Source organism: Flavitalea plasmicola (genome assembly GCF_030546645.1).
Lineage (GTDB): Bacteria > Bacteroidota > Bacteroidia > Chitinophagales > Chitinophagaceae > Puia.
The window spans coordinates 562,224-583,753 of record NZ_JAUOTO010000004.1 but is presented as its reverse complement, the minus strand read 5'-3'; the positions used below and the strand labels follow the sequence as shown (position 1 = coordinate 583,753).

14 protein-coding genes are annotated in these 21,530 nt (G+C 50.8%); 8 read left to right on the top strand and 6 right to left on the bottom strand.

Features of this window, described 5'->3' with window-relative positions:
* Positions 1–26: 26 nt before the first annotated feature.
* The 8 genes from Q4E93_RS16585 (at position 27) to Q4E93_RS16550 (ending at position 16,035) form a co-directional block, all read left to right on the top strand.
* Entirely contained in the window at positions 27–998 is a 972-nt protein-coding gene (locus tag Q4E93_RS16585) for a quinone oxidoreductase family protein (RefSeq protein WP_303587060.1), read from the top strand.
* A 141-nt stretch (positions 999–1,139) separates the two neighbouring features.
* A complete protein-coding gene (locus tag Q4E93_RS16580; RefSeq protein WP_303587059.1) occupies positions 1,140–2,006 on the top strand; it encodes a hypothetical protein in 867 nt (288 codons plus the stop codon).
* Positions 2,007–2,223: 217 nt separating this feature from the next.
* Entirely contained in the window at positions 2,224–3,846 is a 1,623-nt protein-coding gene (locus Q4E93_RS16575) for a T9SS type A sorting domain-containing protein (protein WP_303587058.1), read from the top strand.
* A 146-nt stretch (positions 3,847–3,992) separates the two neighbouring features.
* Complete coding sequence (locus tag Q4E93_RS16570) at positions 3,993–4,547, top strand: sigma-70 family RNA polymerase sigma factor (RefSeq protein ID WP_303587056.1); 555 nt, start codon at positions 3,993–3,995, stop codon at positions 4,545–4,547.
* A 70-nt stretch (positions 4,548–4,617) separates the two neighbouring features.
* On the top strand, positions 4,618–5,667 hold the full coding sequence (locus Q4E93_RS16565) for a FecR family protein (RefSeq protein ID WP_303587054.1): 1,050 nt from the start codon (positions 4,618–4,620) through the stop codon (positions 5,665–5,667).
* A gap of 86 nt (positions 5,668–5,753) precedes the next feature.
* On the top strand, positions 5,754–8,912 hold the full coding sequence (locus Q4E93_RS16560) for a SusC/RagA family TonB-linked outer membrane protein (RefSeq protein WP_303587050.1): 3,159 nt from the start codon (positions 5,754–5,756) through the stop codon (positions 8,910–8,912).
* A gap of 17 nt (positions 8,913–8,929) precedes the next feature.
* Complete coding sequence (locus Q4E93_RS16555; protein ID WP_303587048.1) at positions 8,930–10,531, top strand: RagB/SusD family nutrient uptake outer membrane protein; 1,602 nt, start codon at positions 8,930–8,932, stop codon at positions 10,529–10,531.
* 41 nt (positions 10,532–10,572) lie between these two features.
* Entirely contained in the window at positions 10,573–16,035 is a 5,463-nt protein-coding gene (locus Q4E93_RS16550; RefSeq protein ID WP_303587046.1) for an Ig-like domain-containing protein, read from the top strand.
* Between the two features lie 115 nt (positions 16,036–16,150).
* Here the strand turns inward: Q4E93_RS16550 and Q4E93_RS16545 are convergent, their stop codons facing one another.
* Genes Q4E93_RS16545 through Q4E93_RS16520 form a run of 6 tightly spaced genes read right to left on the bottom strand, consistent with a single transcriptional unit; the run spans position 16,151 to position 21,530 of the window.
* On the bottom strand, positions 16,151–17,215 hold the full coding sequence (locus Q4E93_RS16545) for a mannonate dehydratase (protein ID WP_303587044.1): 1,065 nt from the start codon (positions 17,213–17,215) through the stop codon (positions 16,151–16,153).
* Between the two features lie 19 nt (positions 17,216–17,234).
* Entirely contained in the window at positions 17,235–17,927 is a 693-nt protein-coding gene (locus Q4E93_RS16540) for an RraA family protein (protein WP_303587042.1), read from the bottom strand.
* 8 nt (positions 17,928–17,935) lie between these two features.
* A complete protein-coding gene (locus tag Q4E93_RS16535) occupies positions 17,936–18,355 on the bottom strand; it encodes a hypothetical protein (RefSeq protein WP_303587040.1) in 420 nt (139 codons plus the stop codon).
* A 1-nt stretch (position 18,356) separates the two neighbouring features.
* On the bottom strand, positions 18,357–19,154 hold the full coding sequence (locus Q4E93_RS16530) for an SDR family NAD(P)-dependent oxidoreductase (protein WP_303587038.1): 798 nt from the start codon (positions 19,152–19,154) through the stop codon (positions 18,357–18,359).
* Positions 19,151–20,356 carry a CaiB/BaiF CoA transferase family protein gene (locus Q4E93_RS16525; RefSeq protein ID WP_303587037.1) on the bottom strand — a complete coding sequence of 402 codons (1,206 nt, stop codon included), beginning with the start codon at positions 20,354–20,356 and terminating at the stop codon, positions 19,151–19,153. The genes Q4E93_RS16530 and Q4E93_RS16525 overlap by 4 nt, the downstream gene beginning before the upstream one ends.
* Entirely contained in the window at positions 20,346–21,530 is a 1,185-nt protein-coding gene (locus Q4E93_RS16520) for a M24 family metallopeptidase (protein WP_303587034.1), read from the bottom strand. Before Q4E93_RS16520 ends, Q4E93_RS16525 begins: the two co-directional genes overlap by 11 nt.

Genomic DNA, 21,530 nt, shown 5'->3' with positions numbered 1-21,530 from the left:
ATTTTGCTTTACCAAAAAAGAAAAAAATGAAAGCAGCAGTAATGTACCAAAAAGGAGAATTGCCTCAGTATGTTGATTTTCCCGAACCGGTAGCTCAAAACAAAGATGAAATATTGGTAAATGTAAAGGCCGTTGCCATTAAACACTTTGATAAAGGACGCGCCGCCGGTAAACACTATTCAAGTGACGCACCGGCAGGTGGCGGCACAGTAGTTGGAGGTGATGGCATTTGCCTGCTTGCAGATGGAACGAGAGTATACGGGATGGGGGTAAGCGGCATGCTGGCAGAAAAAGCCACCATCCATAAAGACCGTATAGTAAAAGTACCTGAAAATCTGGACGACGCCACGGCGGCGGCCCTGCCCAACGCGGTCATTGGCGCAGCCATGGCCTTACGGTTCCGGGCGGATATTCAGCGGGGCGACGTGGTGCTGATCAATGGCGCCACCGGCTTCACCGGACGGGCGGCAGTACAAATAGCCAAACACTATGGCGCAAAGAAAGTGATCGCCACCGGCAGGAACCAGCAGTCGCTCAATGACCTGTTAACGCTGGGCGCGGATGAGTCCATCTCCGTTGCGCAGAATGATGAACAATTTAGAGCACAGCTCAAATCCATCCATGCTAATACTCCCATTGATGTCATCATTGATTATCTGTGGGGACACACCGCAGAAATGATCCTCGCCTGTGTAAAAGGCGATGGCTCGTTCACAAACAAGATAAGATTTGTATCTGTGGGTAGTGTCACCGGCGATCTTATCCAGCTCTCTGCCGCTAATCTGCGAAGCGTAGATCTCCAGCTGGCCGGATCCGGCCTTGGCGCCTGGTCAAAACAGCAGGTTGCCGCCCTTTTCACTGACATACTTCCTGAAATGTTTCAATTAGCTTCCGAAGGGAAGCTCAAAGCAGGGACGATCTCGGTTAAGTCGCAGGACATCGCAGAGCTTTGGAACCTGGATGTTCCTGCCGGACAACGTCTGGTTGTCACCATTTGACGGGATCCCGAATAAGCGGTGCTCGGCTATTGTATAGGAAATGCAGTTATTCGTCATATCGTGCACTTATAAATTCTGCGCCCTCCGGCGCCGGAAGTAGCATAATTTCATTTGATCAGAGCCATTTAACCCCTTATTTATATGAAAAAAGCAAATTCCCTCCGGATTGGCATCTTTGCCGTGGCATTATTACTCTTGTTGAATTCCTGCCATAAAGGCATCTATTCCTACGATCATTTTCCCGATCCGCTGGAAGGCGGATACCAGGTGGCGGAATATCATATTCCACTATTTGATCATATTTTACCTCAGCCCCTCCATTATCCCTTCGGAAAAAAATTCAACGATTCCTGTAAATTGACAGAGATCATCTGCTCTTTCGACAACGAGCAGTTGCCTTCCGATGTCATTCCTTTCCAGTTGGACCTGCATGTCATTGACCAGGGCAGGACCATCTACCTGCTTACCCGGGACACCACCGGTCATGGCGCCACTGATACAACCGCCCGCATCTATCTTGGCTGGAATGGCAGACCCGACTCCTGCGTATGCAATTACAGGCTTCTTTTTCATCGGACCGCCGAATCCCATGCAACGGGAAAAACTTTTTTTACCTACCGGGACCACCGGCTCTTCTCGGTAAGGAACGACAACGACTACAACAATGGCTTCCCTTTCAGTGGAACCGATACTGTTCGCTATGACCAGCTGGGCAACCCCTTATCCTACTCGCAAAACTCTTATGAATACGACACAACCCGTAAAGCCAGGCAGCAATTCTACTGCGATGATTACATGGGGAGCTCCCATACGTTCTATCTGCTCCAGTACCTGGGCTATTTTCCGGAGATCACTTCGCCGCCGAATGTCCGCACCAAGGTCACCAGGTTTTTTGAAAGCGGTTCATATACGCTCACGGGTCATCAATTCGACCAGGAAGGCCGCCTGATAGCATACAGCTATTTGGGATATAACACACCCAATACCATTACCTGGAAGGGTTATTAGACAGCAATTCGCTTGTTAGCTCTGCAAGAAACGTCAGGCCTGTTATGCAACATCGCATAATAGGCCTGACCATTGCATGACACGCTTATAGGCGATATTGACACGGATTTGCCTAATAGCTGCACGAATATGAACTGTGACTTACTGATAATTTTGAGTTTACTAAATTGCGGGAACATTGAGCCATCAAATACTTTTATCGTATTAACCTTCTATCATGAAACAATTTTCCCTTTTCACTGTCCTATTTCTATTTTCTTATTGTAGCTTTTCACAAACCATTTCTCCGGCTACCAGCAACGAATATTGTCCGGAGGTTGCGTATACCTTCACATTGTCCATAACGGGCGTTGCCGACAATGTTACTTTGAACGGAGACCAGCAAGCTGGCTATACATTTGTTTTGCCCACCGCTGCCATTAACGTAACTCCCATTACTGACAATAATGGAAATACCACGAGTACAACGGTCCAGATCCATGTTACATTTTTACGCATTGATCCTTTAAGCCCGCAAGGTTTTAGGCTGTCCTACATTGACAAGGACAAAAAGCAGCAATATACGCCTTTCTATATCTTCGATAAGGTGAAAACAATCCCCAGTGCGCCGAACTTGGGAATTTCATCCTTTACACCAGGCATCTGCGATCTGACTCCGCTGAACGTTTCGTTCGCACGCGTATCCTATGTTACGGCCAACACCTCGTCCACCGGTGGCAATAATAGTATCGCGTACAAACAAATAACGCAATATGAGTATGCAGTTCCCACGGGATGGCTGGTCAACGGCACTATCTCGACTAGTCCTGGCACCTATATTTTAGGCAGTAATAACGCGACGATCACTCCTGACGGGACCAGTGGAAATGGTGGTTTCATTAAAGTTCGGTCAGTCGGCGAATGCAGCGACAGGGGGCCGGAAGCGCAGATCCCGATCATCAGGCCCAGCTTTTCTCTCAGCGGACCCGATGATGTTTGCGTCACCAATGTCACCTATTCCGTTACCAATTTGCCGGCCGGAAGCAGCGTCGTCTGGCAGGTAGGCAGCGGCATTACCATCACAAGCTCAACAAGCACGACGGTCACTGTCAAAAGCAGCGGAACATTCAACGGGGTCAGTTCCATCAGCGGGACTGTTACTGTGCCCTGTTCGACCATACAATATCCTATCACAAAGTCCGTCAATGTGGGCATGGTGCTGATAGATAATTTAAGCGCTTCGAATACCTCATCCAGCACGAGCACGAATTCACTTTGTCCATACACCACGGAAAACTCCGTGACACTGGCCTTTCGACCAGGCGCTAATGCTTATAGGATAACCATCAATATCTACGGGATCAATACGAACGGTACGGTTATTACGAGCGGTTACACCTCTAAGGAGATCATCTCGCCAGAGGGTATCGGCAGTCAGCAGACTGTTACCAGCTTTGGTTTGCCAGTAACTTATAATGGGTTCTATAAGATCGTTGCAACTGCCTACAATAGTTGCAATACGCCAACAACGCGTAATTTGTTTGCTCAGCAATCCTGTACGACAGGAGGCGGCGGCGGTCAGCTCAAGGTCGCATCCAATACCGTCCTTGCCTCTCCCAACCCCGTGAACTCCTCGCTGACCTTGCAATTACAGTCCTTTTCGGGCAAAACGACTGTGGGTAAGGCTCAAACCATCCTCATTACCATTTTCGATATAGCCGGAAATCCCGTCTTCAAAAAGAAGGCCGAAAATAACTACCAGGAGGTGATCAACACTTCTTCAATCCCATCAGGGACCTATTTTGTCCAGGTTTCCGATGGCATCAACAAATCGGTACAAAAAATTGTGATAGCGCACTAAGCGGCAGGCTGACAAGTAAAGCAAGCCCCTGGCCCCGGTCAGGGGCTTTTTGGAATATAAGTGTCACTGCAGATCACCACTTCCGATCGTATCTCTTGGAATTTCCACATTTATTTCTTTAAATTGCTGTGGTAAATTGCCACGTTTTGAATACGATTGCTGCTTTGAGACAGGGTAACCTTTTGGTGTTCAATGAAGTCTACTATTCCTGGCACAAAAGGGTCTACTATTTTATTCTCCAAAGAACCAGGTCATCCTTCATTGCAGAAGAGGTGACGCAGCTCACATTCATCAAATGCTGGAACTACCGGGAAAGTCTCACTGATGACCTCGATATACAGCTACAGCTGTTCCGCATTGCCCGCACCACCCTGATCGATTTTCTCCGCAAGGAGTCTGTTTACAAGGAAAAGGTAATCCATATAATAGACAAGTATGCCCTGCCGGTAGATGACTTCTGGGGGAAGCTGGCGGAAAAAGAACTACAGGCGAAGCTGGCGAATGCTTTGAAGGAAATGCCCCCGGTGCGTCGTAAGGTATTCGAAATGAGTCGTTTTAAAGGCATGAGCTACCAGCAGATCGCACACGAACTTTCCTTATCGTCCAGAACGGTGGAAACACATATTTTCCAGGCTATGAAACAGATAAAACACTATCTCGGGCTCATGGTCTCCCTCCTGGCCTGGCTTATCCGGTTTTAAAATATTTTTGGACCAGACTACGTAGTTCGCGCGGTAGAAACGTATTACTCATCTGTCAGCCGTATATAATATGATAAATGATGAATTAATTCGACGGTTCTTCAGCGATCAATGCACCCCGGAAGAAGCCCGCAGGGTAGCCAATTTCCTGCAGGAGCATCCTGAAATGCTGGAGAAATACCTGTCGGAAGAGGAATTCCTGCAATTACAGGAAGACGGCCATTTCCCGGAAACCGTCTCCCAACAGTGGCTGAAAAATATTCATGAACAAACGATATCGGCTGATCACCGGAATAAATGGGTTAAACGACTGGCTATCGCTGCAGTAACAGCCGGCGTATTGGTTGGAGGGACCATGTTACTACTCCACCGCGGCCATCAGGAAACAACGGCTGCAAATCCGGGAATGACTGCAACAATTCCTTCCGGACAACAGCAACTGACCACCAACAGCAGCAATAAAGCCATGGCTATCGTATTGCCGGATGGTTCTGTAGTACGGCTGCTGCCGGCAGCCTCCGTAGTGTATAACAAACAATTCAGGGAAAACAGGAACATTTATCTGACAGGAGAAGCTGATTTTACCGTAGTCTCCGATAAATTACATCCCTTCATAGTGTATAGCGACGAACTATATACGACCGTACTGGGCACCTTTTTTCATGTGAAAGCCATCCCCGGGCAAGATATGATCAGCGTAAGACTGAACAGCGGGAAAGTGATGGTGCAAGGATCTGTCAATAAAAAGAAAGTCATCAACGATGTAGTACTTACGCCTGGTAAAGAACTCAACTACTACCGAAAAACAGGAAAATCCTATGTTTTTGACTTCAATACCAGGGGCACGGAAATATTAGTAAGAGCCGGCAACAACGGTACGGATTATACGAAACCAGATTGGTACAAATTCAGCAATCAACCAATGTCGCAGGTACTGGATCAGCTGAGTAATTACTATGGGAAAGCTATCTATTATTACCCTGCAGATGTGATAGATATTTATTTCGATGGAAAATTTGAAAAAACAGACTCGCTGGAGAAGATCCTGACTGATCTAACGCTTCCCAATAATCTGAAGCTGATCCGGAATGATAGCGGATTTATAATTAAGAGAAAATAATTCACCCATATAGTTCTATTCCAAATGTGGGCGCCTTTAGCGCCCCAGGGTTTACTATGCCCTGCACTTAAAAAAACGTTCCAGTTATGAAGATGTTACATCGGCCAAAATGGCGTCTGTTTTTGCTTTTAGTCCTGTTGATATCAGGCGTTTCAATGACCACCCAGGGACAGGGTCGTATGCAGGTCACGGGCATCGTGCGCACAGATCAAGGGGACCTTCTTCCCAATGCCTCCGTGGTGGCGCTCAATGAAAAGACAAAGTATACCGCCGGCGTGGCAACTGACAGCAATGGCGTATTCCGTTTCTCCGGATTACCACCTGAAGGAAAATACTCCTTCAGCGTTTCTTACACGGGTTTTGAGACCCAGCGGCTGAACGATGTTTCCCTGAGATCAGGCGCCACACTCACTTTTTCCGTACGCCTCGTCAAAACAGCAGAGGTCCTGAACGACGTCGTTGTCATCGGTTATGGTATTGCCAGAAAGAAAGATATGGTAGGTGCCTTTAACGTAGTGACGGCGAAAGAAGCCGGCGGGGTAAATGCCACCAATCCCTCGCAACTACTCATCGGTAAGGCCGCCGGCGTACAGGTGCTGCAAAGCAGCGGCAGCGCCGGCGCAGATGCCCAGATTATCATCAGAGGTACCGGTAGCTTCACCGATGTCAATCCCCTGTATGTAGTGGATGGCATCCAGGGCAGCAAAAACCTTTTTAATACGCTCAATCTTCAGGATATAGAAAGTATCACCATCCTGAAAGATGCCTCTTCCACCGCTATCTATGGCTCCGCAGCCGCCAATGGCGTGGTGATCATCACCACCAAAAAAGGAAAGACCGGTCCTCCCCGCGTCAGCTTTACCTCTCAGTGGGGCATCGCCAGGGCCTGGAAACAGCTGCACCTGCTCAATGCAACGCAATATGTGGACGCGCTGAAAGATCTCGCCGCTACCAAGAATACCGTGCTGCCGGCAAAATTCAACACAACGGCGGTTTTACAGGACAGCACCGACTGGCAGCATACCATTTTCCGTAACGCCCTGGTATCCGAAAATGACCTGAACATCAGCGGCGGTGGTGAAAAAGTAAACTATAGTATATCCGCCACTTATATCAATCAACAGGCGATCTTAACCGATGCTACCAACAAGAGATTCCAGGCACGCGTAGGCCTCGAAGAAACGCTGGGCCGGTTCCGGCTTACCCAAAACATCATCGTCAGGCAATACGTAAGCAAAGGTTACTATGCCAATATCATCAATGCCATACAATACGCCCCCTATAAACCCATCCTGGACCCATCTATCCAGGGCGGATATTCTATCCTATCCAACATCGACGACTTCAGTAATGCTGTTAATCCGATCCAGGAGATTTCCATGAAAAGCCAAACTACCAAATCACTGGCTTTCTTCCCGCAACTATCAGGCGAAGTACGTATCATCGATGGATTAAAATTCCATTCACAGTTTGCAGCAGAAGTGAACTCCAGCCGGAGTAATAGCTATCAGCAACAGTTCCAGTCGTCCAATTTCCTGAACCAGGCCCGCCAGTCGATGCTGAGTTTTACGGAAAACTCATACTACATGCTGGAAAACTACCTGTCGTACGAAAAAACACTTGGCAAACATCAGCTCTCTTTGATCGCCGGGCAAAGCTATATTGATCCGGGCATCACCAACGGCTCTTCCATCAGGGGTACCGGTCAACCCAACGATAATATCCCCAATGTGGGGGTAGCTTCTTCCCAATCTGTTACCAATTCCTATTCCAACTATGCACGTCCTTCTGTGATCTCCTATTACGGCCGGGCTAACTATACTTATGACAATAAGTATATACTGACCACCAGTTATCGCAGGGATGGCGCTTCCAACTTTGGCCCTAACAACCGTTACGGCAATTTTGCCGCAGCAGGTTTATCCTGGCGCTTTTCAGAAGAAGCATTTATGAAAGATGGCTTCCCGCTCCTTTCGGATGGCAAGCTGAGTGCCAGTTGGGGACAGACGGGCAACAACAATATTCCCAACTTCCTGAATACCGCAAAAACATACCAGGGTACACCCGGTGGCGCCCTGGTATACTCCCTGGGCAGTACGGAAACATTTGTATCCGGTACCACGTTGACTACCTTGAGCAACCCGGATCTAAAATGGGAACAAACCAATCAAACCGATATAGGCATCGACCTGGCCTTCTTAAATCACCGCCTCACCGTCGAAGCCGATTGGTACGATCGTAAAAGCACCGGTTTGCTGGTAACCACCTTACTACCCGCCAGTATCGGCGTGAGTCCTACGGGTACACAGCCTCGTAAGACCGTCAATGCAGCCAACGCCAGGAATAGAGGCTTTGAATTGACCGTCGGGTATAAGGATAAGATCAGCAATAACCTCAGCTTCAATGTAAGCGTCAACGGATCCGTTAACCATAACAAGGTGTTATCCTTAGGCTATCAGTTTTCTGCGCCTATCCAGGCTGGCGCTTTTACACCCGTACCCGCCACCACTTACACGGCTGCAGGCAATGCCATCGGCTCCTTCTATGGCTACAGGCTGGATCATGTGGCCAGGGATGCTGACGAAATAACTGCCCTCAACCAGGAAGCAGCTAAGAAAACAGGCAAACCCGATGCGAAGTACCAGGATGGTTTATTACCGGGCGATTTTATTTATAAAGACATCGACGGCGACGGCGTGGTTACCGCAAAAGACCAGGAAATATTAGGCAATGCCATCCCCAAATATATTTACGGCATCAATGCAGGTATCACGTATAAAAACTTCGATATGACCCTGGTATTGTCAGGTATCAGCGGATCGAAACTCCTGAATGGCTTAAAGTTAAACACCAGCTTCATGTCCACCGGGCATAATGCCAGCACCGATATTCTGGACAGGTGGCGTAAACCCGGCGATATAGCGGCTTTGCCCCGGATAGGCCAGAATGTCACGGGCAATGGGAACCTCCGCCCATCCGACTGGTGGCTGGAGGATGGCAGCTACCTGCGTCTACGGAATATTACCATTGGATACAGCTCACCGGTGTCGATGTTAAACAGTGCCACCAAGGGCGCCATCAAATCGCTCCGGATTTACATAGCTGCGCAAAACTTAATGACCCTCACGCATTATACCGGGTATGATCCCGAAGTAGCGGGTGACTATCTGTTTGCACGCGGTATTGACCAGGGACAAGTGCCACAGCCAAGAACTTTCCTGGCAGGTATTCAATTAGGGTTTTAATTCTTAAACGTGATTTTATGAAGAAGTATATACATCAATTTCTGCTCATAGCTGGGCTCATCGCCGTCTCCACCGGATGTAAAAAGTCGCGCCTCGACCTGGTGGACCAGAGCGCCTACGCATACGATACCTATTTCACTAACATCGGAGCGCTGAACCAGGCTACCATTGCGAGTTACGCTACACTGTTGCATCCCGGGTTGTGGGCCAGGGAGTATTATTTTATTTTCGACCTGATGGGGGATGAAGCCAAGCGTGCCAGCTTTTTGCAGGGGCCGGAACAGGAATTGGGCGATTACAGTTTTGGAACCAACAACGCAGATCAAAGTGCCTTATGGAGTTCCCTCTACCGGATGATCTTCCGGACCAACCTGGTGATAGACAGGGCAGCAGCCTGGAACCCCACAGCTACCACAGATCGCGCCAAACTGAATCAATACCTCGCAGAAGTGAAATTCCTTCGGGCATATGCGTATTTTCATTTAGTAACCTTATGGGGAGATGTACCACTGTATATAGACTACCAAACCACGCTTCAAAACAACTATTTATCCCGCAGTCCCGCCGCTGATGTATGGAAGCAGGTTGAAAAAGACCTGACGGAAGCGGAAGCAACCACGGAGCTGCCCACCGTATATTCCGCCGCAGAATTAGGCAGGGTAACCAAAGGCGCCGTAATAGCCCTGCTCGGAAAGGCATATTTGTACCAGAAAAAATGGGAACTGGCGCAAACCGCCTTCGAAAAGCTGATGGTTGCGCCATACACCTACAAACTCGATCCCTCATTTGATAATGTTTTCAGCACTACCAATCAGAATACGCCGGAAAACATCTTCCAGATCATGGACCAGCAATGGACCGACTGGGGTATTGGTTCGCCTTACTATATGTTCGGTAATGGCGCAGAACAGGTAGGTAAACAAACCCATACAGGTCGCGCTATGGAATATGGCTTCAACGATTGGAAGAACGTATATATCAGTAATTCCGCTGTGAGCGCATTCACTTATCCCAATCCCACCACCGGTCAACCCTATACCGATCCCCGCGCCAGATCCACTTTCTATGGCACTGCAGCTTCCGGAGGAGATACCATGTACTGCCAGCAATGCGCTACAGGTGCAAAAGCGTTTCCTTTTGATGCCACCGATCCACAAGGCGACTATCGCTGGAAGAAATATGAATATTACAATCTTGTGGAAAAATATGGCGACCCCAAAAGCCCCATCAACGGGCAGGTGATCCGCCTGGCTGACGTGATGCTGATGCTGGCCGAGACCTATATTCAGCAAGGCAATACAGGCAATGCCCCACTGGCGTTGATCGACAGCGTACGCTCCCGCTCTCATGCCTTTTTGTATACCACGCTGGGCGATAAAGACAATGCCATGAAAATATTGATGCGCGAACGCCAGCTGGAATTATGCGGAGAACAATGCCGGTATTTCGATCTGCTGAGATGGGGCATCATCAAACAAACGATCAATACGGAAAAAGCTGCGGAACCAGGAGTCGGCACACAACCTTTCCAGGATAAGCACTTACTGTTCCCTATTCCCGATATAGAGAAAAATTATAATCCCAATGTCGCTAAAGACATTCAAAATGGCTGGAATTAATAACATAAACCATTTTCTAAAACCATCCTTAATACTTCCATATGAACATGAAAAAACGCTACTACATCTTCCTGCTAACAATTTTATATCTCACCGCTTTGCAGGGCGTACAAGCGCAAACGTATACCTGGAACCAGGTTCGGATAGGCGGGTCTGGGCAGCTGCCCTCTTTCATGGCGCACCCTAAAGTCCCCGACCTTTATTTCATCACCACCGATGTAGGCACCCCCTACAGATGGAATAAGAACCTGCAGAAGTGGGAACATTTAATGCTATTTCAAAAGATACCGGTCAACTACTGGAACTGGGAAGTTAACCAGCGTTGCGGCAGCCTCGCGGTGGATCCCAATGATAGTACCGGCAACATTCTGTACGCTACCGTGGAGAACAGCGCCGGTCCCAGTCCTGGCAAAGGTTCAAGCGCAACAGGTACTATCCTGAAGAGTACTGACAGGGGGGATTCCTGGACCGACCTGCATGTTCCCATCGTTGTACATCCCAACAGCACCCAGGCTTACGGGGAAAGGATACAAGTGGATCCCTCCAACAATAATAATGTATGGGTTGTTACAGACCAGGATGGCGCCTGGAAAACGGACAATGCCGGCACCAGCTGGTCGCAGGTAAGCGCCATCACTACGCCAGGCTCCTGTGCTTTTATTCTTTTCGACAAAAGCGCCGGCACCGTTGCTGTAAACGGTCAGAATGTCACCAAACGGATTTACATCGGCCGGTCTACAGGCGTATGGTCGTCAGAAGATGGCGGCGCTTCTTTCACGCTGATGAGCAACAGTCCCCTGTCTCCCACCCGGGCCACGATTCACGCAGATGGGACCCTGTATGTGTCCGCCAATGCAAACAATGTTAAAAAGGGTGTGTTCAAATATCAGGCCGGCAGCTGGCAGGACATCTCTCCTGTCGTTTTAGATCCTGATCCGTCCAAAGACCCAAGAAGCTTCGCTAAAGTGGCGGTGAACCCAGCTAATTCAAATGACATCGTTGTAACCACCCGCGGCACCTGGCAAAAAGATCCTTATTATATTTCAAGGCAGGGCGGCGCCCCGAACAGCTACATATCTGCAAAGATCACCCGCGATAATTCCGAAGCGCCGCACTCGGCAAATGATGGCTTACCCTATAATGATCCGGCCCATAATGCTTGTGGTCTTACCTGGGATCCTTTTTACCCCAACAGGGTTTGGATCAATGATATGCTGGACGTACTGTCTACTGACAATATCTTTGATCCTGTTGCCAATTGGAAGATCCGTGTCGTGGGCCTGGAAGAAGTTGTGGTAATAGGCCCCATGGTGGCTCCTCCCAGCGGCAAAAACCTCCTGCTCACGGTTACGGCAGATATTGGCGGCGCCAGCCACCGTTCCCTTACGGAGCCCTTGTACCAGGGATCAGTTTCCTACACCGCTCTGCATAGCAACATCTTCGATGCGTTTGAAATGCAGGGGGTGGCTTTCCAGTATACCGATCCTGATTTTGTAGTTCGCGTTGGCAGCGATGGCCCCGCGAATACCAGTCTCAGCGCATCGCGCTCAGGTTACTCCACCGATGGCGGCGATACGTATACGCTTTTCCCTAAGTCGCCCGGTGTACGCGGGCGTGTAGCCGTATCAGCCAATCGCAGGAACATCCTCTGGCTCACCCAAATGGATGGTAATAATCCCGGCAACGTTTACTGGTCGGAAGACCTGGGCGCCACCTGGACAAAATCCACCGGTGTTTCTTCGGGTATCTTACCCGCAGGCCCGCAGTGGAACCTTTATCCTGGGGAAAATCATCTTGTAGCGGATAAAGTAAACAGCGATTATTTCTACATCTGGGACAGGGGCTCGTTTTATGTAAGCACCGATGGAGGAAAATCATTCCAGAAGACAACCGCCGCTGGTCTTACTGCAAACGCAGGCAGCAATCCCAACGGCTCTTCGTATGCCACCACTTCCAACGTTGAAGCAACACCAGGGCGAACAGGGGATGTATGGATCGCATTTTACGATGACGCTAACCCACAATACAGCGCCCTTTACCATACCTCGGACACTGGTAAAACGTTCAGTAAGGTGGGCGGTGAAAATTTCAAGCCCAAATGGATAGCGGCCGCTATGTCCGATACCACCGCCAGTGCGCACCTGGCTTTGTACGCCACCAGCCAGGTCCTTCCCATCAATGGCATTTCCTACGGCGCCTTCCGCTCAGATGACACCGGTCGTACCTGGACGACCATCCTGGACCGGCTGCCTGGTGTAGCGCCGAATATTACTGCCGACAACAAGGGAAGAATGTTTATTTCCGCCAGCGGAAATGGCATCTTTTTCGGCTCCCCGGTAGCCGGTCCAGTTCAATCGGTAGAAATAGTCAATCCCGCGTCAGACACCCTTGTAAAAGGATTCTCCGTTAAGCTAAGCGTAAAGCTTACCCCTACCTACCCCACCAATCCATCTGTCACCTGGAGTTCCTCGGATACGGCAATAGCTAAAGTGGACCCCTTTGGGAAGGTCAGCGGCATAAACGCAGGTACTGTCACTATCACCGTTACATCGGTCGATGGAGGAAAAACGGGCACAAGACAGATCGTCGTCATTCCGCCCACTATATCCACTGGTATTACGATAGACAGTGTCTTATATGGTACCATGAATACGCCTAAGCAGATTGCGGCAACCATCGTGCCTTCAAATACCACTAATAAGACCCTGAGCTGGTCAGTGGCGGATAGCACTATTGCAAAGGTGGATGCCAATGGCGTGGTTACTGGTTTAAAGCTGGGCACTACCACCCTCACCATTTCCGCGGCAGATGGGGGCACGACTAAAACCGTGCAGCTGATCGTGAACACCATCGTGACAGCTATTAACGCAGGTACAACGGCTACCACGGGCAGCCCGGCAACGCCGTATCAAAATATGGCGATCGGTCAATATATACCCGAAGGGCCCGCCGGTACCGATAAACTATGGCATGCTGGATATACCTGGAGCGGCCATAACACGGCAACGATGGACCTGAGCCAGGTGACAGCGCCTGCTCCCCGCCAGGTATATGAGTATATGCGCATCTCAAAAAATAGTTCAGCCCAGCTGCGTTATTATTTCCGCAACCTGATCCCCAATGCCAACTATGCGCTGCGCCTGCACTTCGTTGAGCCCAGCGATGTAGACAAAGGCAACCGGGTGTTTACTGTGAAAACCGGCGGCGACAGCCTCGTCAACTTTAACGTTTACCAGGCTGCAGGAAATAAGCTAAACACAGTAATTACACGCACCCTTGAAGCAAAAGCAGACAACGCAGGCTTAATCACGGTATACTTCATTCCTAAGGCTGCCACCAACGATCCGTACATGGCCTCCGTAGCCGCTCTTGAAGCGAGTATCATCCCGCTCCAGGGGATCAGCATCAATTCGGATAGCAGCAATCTCTATGTAAGCTATAAAGACACACTGAAACTGACCACTACGCCGGCAAATGCCACCAATCGGAACCTGGTTTACAGGTCCTCCAATGACGCCGTTGCTACCGTAGACCTCAACGGGGTGGTAACAGGAAAAGCTGCGGGCACGGTTACGATCACCGCTACATCCGTGGAAAGCAGTTTTACAGCTGCCAAAACCTATACAGTTATCTACGTTCCTGTAACTTCCTTAACGCTGGATAGCACTGCCGCCAGTGTATTTGTGGGGTCAACTTTCCAGCTGCATGCCATCATCAACCCGGCAAAAGCCAGCAATAAGGCGCTGATATGGACATCCTCAGATACAACCGTGGCCAAAGTAAGCAACAACGGCACTATCAGCGGTATCAAACAAGGCGATGTAATAATAACAGCCACCTCGGCAGACAATACGGCTATTGCTGCACAGGCCAATATTCATGTAGCCAATGTACTGGCCACCGGTCTTACGCTGCAACCATCTGCGGCCATCATCGGGGAGAGGGATACACTGCGGGTACAGGTTACCTTCCTGCCCGCTAATACTTCCATTAGGAAAACAACCTGGAGCAGTTCTGATACAACATTAGCCAGGGTTGACAGTACAGGCCTTGTCACTGCTATTAAACATGGCGCCCTAACCATCACCGTCAATACCCAGGACGGCTCAGGCGTTTCAGATACCTTGCCGGTGACCGTGGTGCCGTTTGATTCATGCGGAGGAATACCCAATGATGGTTTTGAAAGCGGCCTGATCAACTGGATAGCTTATAAAGTAGGCATTCCTACAGTAGGCGCCGTGTACACCGTTAGCGGGAAAGGCCACTCCGGCGACAAAGCCGCCACATTGGGTTACACTACGGCAAATACCTCTTTGAACATCAAAGATTCGATACCGGTAAGAGGCGGCAGCGTCATCGTATTTACCCAATGGGTCAAAGTAGAGAAAGACGCCACTGGGTATCCCTGGTGGGCAGGATACGGTGTTGCATTTGTAGATAGCCTGGGTGCGGCCACCGGTAATGCTTCCTACCAAAAACAGGTAGACAATGTGGTTGCCTACCGGGACAACTGGGCCCAGATAAGAGATACCATCAATGTGCCGGATAGTGCGGCAGGGCTTACTTATTGGGTGGCTAAGGTGGGACCCGGTACGGTATGGGTGGATGATTATTGTATAGAAGTTTTAAAGACAAATCGATCGGCAGTTTATGGCATAAACGCCGGTACCACCAACACGCCTCCTGGTCCGTATGCCAATACCACCTTTGCCCAATATGTTCCTGAAGGACCCACCGGTACCGATAAACTTTGGCATGCAGGCTATACCTGGATACAAAGAGTGAGTTCACCTGTAGACGTGTCTCACGTTATTGATCCGGCTCCTCCGCAGGTGTACGAATATATACGCGTATTCAAGGACAATATCAGCCAGATGCGTTATTACCTGCGCGGGCTCACCCCCAATACATTTTATGCTATCCGGATGCACTTCGTTGAAGCACAGGATGCACAAAAAAACAACAGGATATTTAGCATAAGAGCCACCAATGCTATCGACAGTCTGATCAATTTCAATATATATCAGGCCGCAGGCAACAAGTTGAATACTGCTGTTATAAAGACCATCAGGGCAAAAGCAGACAGCACGGGTTTGATAATGGTACTTTTCTATCCTAAAAAAGGATTGTATGATCCTTACAGCGGCTCAATTGCGGCTATCGAAGTGCGGACGCCGGCGCCCGGGGACACCCTGCAAAGTTTGATTGCAAATCCAAACATGAAGACAGCAGTCACCAACAAATTAAACACGCACAGTAATCTGGATTTTACAACGGAAATATATCCCAATCCTTCCAATGGCATGTTTAATATAAAAATGACTTCTTCCTCGAAAGCGCCAGCGCAGCTTATCATTGTTAATAATGCCGGCAGCATAATTTATGCTACAAGAATAAATGCCGGCGCATATTACCAGCTTGGTCAGGATCTGAAACCTGGTATTTATTATATCAATATCAGGCAAGGCGCTCAAAGCAAAACGACAAAAGTTGTGAAACACTGAAAAATTAAACTAAGAGAAAAGCTGTCTCATAATAAATGAGGCAGCTTTTTCATTTGTCCGCTCTGGCGAGTAAACCCGCCCCGCTGCCTGGGTTACGGCTCACCAATTACAGTACTCAAATAGCGTCCAGCATTTTCAAACATGCGTTCATATACCCCAACGCATAAGCCATGCCCGCATACCAGGGATCATCGCAGCTCATCTGCGGCGTATGGTCGGGGATAAGCACCCCTTTGAATCCCGAGTCCCGTAGTATTTTCAAGACACGTATCATATCGATGTCGCCTTCGTCTACAAAAACCTCCCGGTAGTGTGGCACTTTACCTTTCACATTCCGGAAGTGTACGTAGGCAATTTCTCCAGCATAAGTGCGTGTGGCCTCGTATACATCTCCTTCCGTCATTTCCGCGATGGACCCCAGGCAGAACTCCAGCGCATTGGATCTGCTGGGATAGATATCAAGCAATTTCCGGTACAATCCCGGCTGATATACTAGCCTGGGAGTACGTCGCACCACCGGCATCGGCGGGTCGTCGGGATGGGCGGCCAGTCTTACACCGGCTTCCTCCGCTACGGGTACGAGCTCATGCAGGAAGTACTCAAGCCGTCTCCAAAGTTCCTCGTGCGGGATTTCGGGGAGATGTCCCGGCGGCGCTCCGGTGTCATAGATCATATTCCATACCATCCCGTTGGGCACCGGCCTGTCATCGACACCGTCCATTCCTACCGAAAGGGCATTGCCCCGGGCAAAATTGCCGGTGATCCTGCTACACACGCCGGCCAGGCTAAAATTATATCCCATGATGGGAATGCCGGCCGCCCCCACATTGCGTATCGTTTCTTTGAGTCCCTCCATTTGTTTCGCTCGCCCCGCACCGCCCAGCAGGATGTCATGCCAATGTGCAGGGTCGAAATTCTCTATAGCCTCCAATACAAGACCCGCCTCATTGATCTCTTTCTTCAAGGCCAGCAGCTCTTCCACCGTCCACAGCTTATTCGGGTCGCCCGCAATACCCCATCCTCCATCGCCTCCGATGGGCTGGTTGTTCTTATTTTCCTGACCGCCCTTGTTGAAATAATCCACCAGGTGGACCACGACATGGGTACAGCCGCACTGTCTGGCAAAATCATAATGGCGCCTGTTCAACATGTGCCGGTAAAGACCTAATCCCAACTTCATATCCTTGGTTTTTGAACTATTAAAGTATTCCGTATTTCTTAAAAGCCGCCGTGCTGGACATGCCATTCTCTATCTCCTTGCGGACCAGCTTTTCTCCCCTCGCCTTTTCCAATGCCCGCAGGGTGACGATCGCTTCGTGCTGGCGCGGAATGATCAGCACGCCATCCATATCTCCAAAGACGAGGTCGCCCGGCAGAATGGTAACCCCTCCGACCTCGATACGGCAACGATAATCCACGACCTGCGTACGTACGCATGAATCCTGCGCATACCGGCCCCGGCTGAAAACGGGCCATTTCTGTTCCAGCACTCTTGTCGTATCCCTGTAAAAACCATTGATCACGGCGCCCGTGGCCCCGCGCATCCTGGCCGTCGCGGTCAGGATCTCTCCCCAATATGCACAACGCATATCTCCGCCGCTGGCAATATAAACCTCGCCCTTCTGCAGTTGATCCAGAGCCTCTGTTAATTTGCCAAATGGATTTTCCTGCGGCCCGTATACATCGATCATAAGGGCAGGCATGGCCCTGCCGACGACTTTATGATGCATCTCAGCGGGCTGTATAGGCTGGGGAAGAAATTGATGGTAACACCCCATCTCATCTAAAATGTCCCCTACCACGGGTGTATACAGTTCATTTCTGTACAATTCGAACAAGGCTTCATCGTCTTTCCAGGTCTGAGAATAACTTAGATCGCTTCCTGTTATCATTGGTCATGCTATTTTAAAATTTCTGAAATCATTGCCTTCAACGCACACTGCTGGTCCGCGGTCAGCTCCAGGAATACAAAATCTCCCAAATGCGTGCCGTCACGCTCCATGATGATCACGGATGCGTCCTTATCCATGGCGATATTATGCCACGTATTCACGGGAATATTATAAGTGAGACCATGCTCCATCCTCACGCATCTGAATGCCGGCTTCCCGCCGGCGTCGATGGTAGCCCCGATCAATACGGCCCGGCCGCGCAATAGGATGAACGCTTCATCAGTCAGCCGGTGCATATCCAACTTACGGATTCCATCCATGCCCTGCGCAGCCGTATGGTTCAATTGAGCCACCTGCCAGCCATCCCTGATCAGGAATGGCGCATATCCCTCTCCTTTATGTTCGTATATCTCTATAGTATCGGGCATTTCATATTTTCTTTTTACGCGGATCGTACGGAATGGTACTTTCTTTATACCCCCCGTCGATGTAAATCTCCGTAGCTGTTATATAAGAGGCCTTATCACTTGCCAGGAAGGCGCAGGTCCAGGCAACATCATCCACCGTTCCTATGCGTCCTGCCGGGATCCACTCATTGAACTTCCCGCGGCCGAAGGCTTCAATTTCCCCTCTGTTCATTTCCGTCTCGATGGCCCCTGGTGAGACGGATACCACCCGGATATGATGCGGCGCCAGCTCCAGCGCAAGGCATTTCGTCATCATATTCAAGCCTGCCTTCGCGGAACAATAATGTATCAGCCCTTTGCGCGGCACCTTATCGTGTATGGAAGAGATATTGATGATAACTCCTTGGCTCCTGGCGATCATCCGCTTGCCCGCCTCCTGCGCACACACAAACGCCCCTCTCAGGTTGACATCAAAAACCATATCCCATTCCGCCAGATCGAGGTCCACAGCATGGTCGACCGTCTCGCACCCGGCATTGTTGACGAGCACATCGATGCCCCCAAGCTGCATATCTGCCGCGCGGAACATCTCCACCACTTCCGGCGGCCGGGAAATATCCGCCTCATGCACAACGGCTTTCACGCCATGATCCCGCCGGACGGCGGCTGCCAATGCCATGGCATTGTCCTCGTCCCGGTGATGGTTGATCAGCACTTGCGCCCCGCAGGCTGCCATGGCCCGCACGATCGCCGCCCCGATACCCCGGCTGCTGCCGGTGACAAGCACGACCTTATCCTTCAGCTCGATGTTGTTGTTCATGATTTCCCGATTTTAATGAATGCCTCCACGGCTTCCGCGCTATATCCGCAGACTTCCCGCAAGATCTCCCCGGTGTGCTGTCCCAGCAGCGGCGCGGCCCTGCTGATGACGGCGGGGGTTTCGCTGAAACTGACAGGGATCCCTGTCGTAGCTACCCGGCCGGCGGTGGGATGATCATATTCCGCTATCATTCCATTGTGCCGCACCTGGGGATCGACGGCCATCTCCCGGAAGCTGTTGACCTGGGAACACCAGATATCATGGGGCAGCAGCACGGCAAGCCACGCATCCGTGGTCCGCGTCCGGAATACGTCAGCAAACACTTCGTAGATGGCATCCCGGCCGTCGATGATATTATTACTTTCGAACTCCTTGCTGTCAAAGGCGTCCAATCCCATGACGGCAGCCAGCTTACGCACGGAATTCATGCCGATGGCGATATAGCTGTCCTTCGTCGGGTACAGCCCGTACGGCGCGCCCAGCCATGGATTGGGAATGCCGCTGGCGCTCCGCGGCGGATTTTCACCTTTTTCCAGATAGGCGGTGATCTCCTGGGTATGGAAAGCGATGATCGAGTTCAGCAGGCATGCATCTATCCGTTGCCCGGCGCCGGTGTGCTGCCGGTGGTACAATGCCGCCAGCACGGACTGCACGATAAAAAGACTGGTCAGCAGGTCGGCCTGCCCTACGGCAGTCACCACCGGCGGATCTCCGTCCCTCCCATTGAGATAAGCTCCACCCGCCAGCGATTGTGCCAGCAGGTCCTGTCCTGGACGGGTCTTGTAAGGACCGTCCTTGCCATAGCCGGAGCTCGCACAATAGATCAGCCCGGGGTGCCCGGCTTTTAATGCCTCATACCCGATGCCGAGCCTGTCCATAACGCCAGGTCTGAAATTTTCTATGACGATATCGCTTCGGGATATGATATCTTTTGCGGCCTGCAGGCCTTGGCCCGTCTTCAGGTCCAGCGCAATGCTTCGTTTGTTCCGGTTGAACCCCAAAAAGGAAATGCTCTCTCCCCCGGGATAAAGATTGCCGTAAGCATAATGCCGCATCCAATCTCCGCCCGGCGGTTCGATCTTTATGATATCGGCCCCCATATCTCCCAGCATCTGCGTGGCCCATGGTCCTTGCACCAGCTGCGTGAAGTCGGCAACGCGCACTCCCTTCAACGCCCCTTGATGCAGATTGTCAGTTGACATGATTTCCTCCTTTCAATTGACGGGGACTGTCGGACAACAGCCGGTGTCCATCCCCGGTGATCAATACATTGTCTTCTATACGCAGGCCGCCGGCAAGCGAGGTCCCATATACGCCGGGCTCGATGGTCAGCACCATACCGGGCTCCAGCACGCCGGTGGAATAAGGCGAAAGCACCGCACCGGGATCATGGTACCTGAATCCGGTCTGGTGCCCCAGCGCATGGTTGAACAGGTCTCCAAAACCTGCGTCGACGATACAGGATCGTGCAGCACGGTCCACTTCCCGCATGGCAACGCCGGGACGTAACAGGTCGAACGCCGCCTGCTGCGAAAGACTAACGGCATCAAACATCCGCTGTTGCAATTCCGAAGGCTCCCCTACGACGGCAGTACGGGTGATGTCCGCCCAATAGCCGTCTACGCATACGCCCATCTCCAGCACGACCAGCTCACCCATCCCGATGACCTTGCCGGTGCTCCGGTTGAACCTTCCCGCGTCAGCCGCATTGCTCCCGGACTGCACCAGGGGCCATGCCATTGCAAATCCGATCCCTTCCCGTCCCACCGCCTCCTGTACGGCAGATCCGATAAGGGCAGCCAGTCCAGCTTCCGTATGCCTTTTCTCCACCTCCTGGTAGAACAGCTCCACCGCACGGGCAGCCACCCTGTGCGTCCGCAAGAGGCCGGCAATGTCGGAGGCTGTCTTGCACGCATACAACGCGAGCAGGTCCGCCCCGGCATCTTTGAAACCACCTTCACTCACCCGGTCGAACCTCTCTACAAGGTGCGACGGCAGCGGCGGCTGCTCCCCGGACATCCTGCAGGGAGCGCTGCTCCCCATATGCCTTATAAAGGATATAGACCCGCCTATGAGATCTTTGCCGGTCAGCACTTCCCTGATACTTTTGTACAACACTTCCCAGGGATCGTTGCCATCGAGGACACCCCAAGGAAATCTTTTGACCGTAACGCCCGCAGGCAGTATGTCTTCAGGCTCCAGTTCGGGCACGAAAAGCACGGGCTCCCCATCCGCCGTGTACAACAGTACGGAGATACCCCACAAAGGCATATACCCGAGCATCATCACCAGCTCGTCAGGCCGCCAGAACAACAGTCCCGCCAGCCGGTGGTCCCGGATGATAGCATCCACCATCGCCTTCCTCCTTGTATCCAT

Coding starts and splice junctions, on each gene's coding strand:
- Q4E93_RS16585 (WP_303587060.1), top strand. CDS start 27: ATGAAAGCAGCAGTAATGTACCAAAAAGGAGAATTGCCTCAGTATGTT.
- Q4E93_RS16580 (WP_303587059.1), top strand. CDS start 1,140: ATGAAAAAAGCAAATTCCCTCCGGATTGGCATCTTTGCCGTGGCATTA.
- Q4E93_RS16575 (WP_303587058.1), top strand. CDS start 2,224: ATGAAACAATTTTCCCTTTTCACTGTCCTATTTCTATTTTCTTATTGT.
- Q4E93_RS16565 (WP_303587054.1), top strand. CDS start 4,618: ATGATAAATGATGAATTAATTCGACGGTTCTTCAGCGATCAATGCACC.
- Q4E93_RS16560 (WP_303587050.1), top strand. CDS start 5,754: ATGAAGATGTTACATCGGCCAAAATGGCGTCTGTTTTTGCTTTTAGTC.
- Q4E93_RS16555 (WP_303587048.1), top strand. CDS start 8,930: ATGAAGAAGTATATACATCAATTTCTGCTCATAGCTGGGCTCATCGCC.
- Q4E93_RS16550 (WP_303587046.1), top strand. CDS start 10,573: ATGAACATGAAAAAACGCTACTACATCTTCCTGCTAACAATTTTATAT.
- Q4E93_RS16545 (WP_303587044.1), bottom strand. CDS start 17,215: ATGAAGTTGGGATTAGGTCTTTACCGGCACATGTTGAACAGGCGCCAT.
- Q4E93_RS16540 (WP_303587042.1), bottom strand. CDS start 17,927: ATGATAACAGGAAGCGATCTAAGTTATTCTCAGACCTGGAAAGACGAT.
- Q4E93_RS16535 (WP_303587040.1), bottom strand. CDS start 18,355: ATGCCCGATACTATAGAGATATACGAACATAAAGGAGAGGGATATGCG.
- Q4E93_RS16530 (WP_303587038.1), bottom strand. CDS start 19,154: ATGAACAACAACATCGAGCTGAAGGATAAGGTCGTGCTTGTCACCGGC.
- Q4E93_RS16525 (WP_303587037.1), bottom strand. CDS start 20,356: ATGTCAACTGACAATCTGCATCAAGGGGCGTTGAAGGGAGTGCGCGTT.
- Q4E93_RS16520 (WP_303587034.1), bottom strand. CDS start 21,530: ATGGATACAAGGAGGAAGGCGATGGTGGATGCTATCATCCGGGACCAC.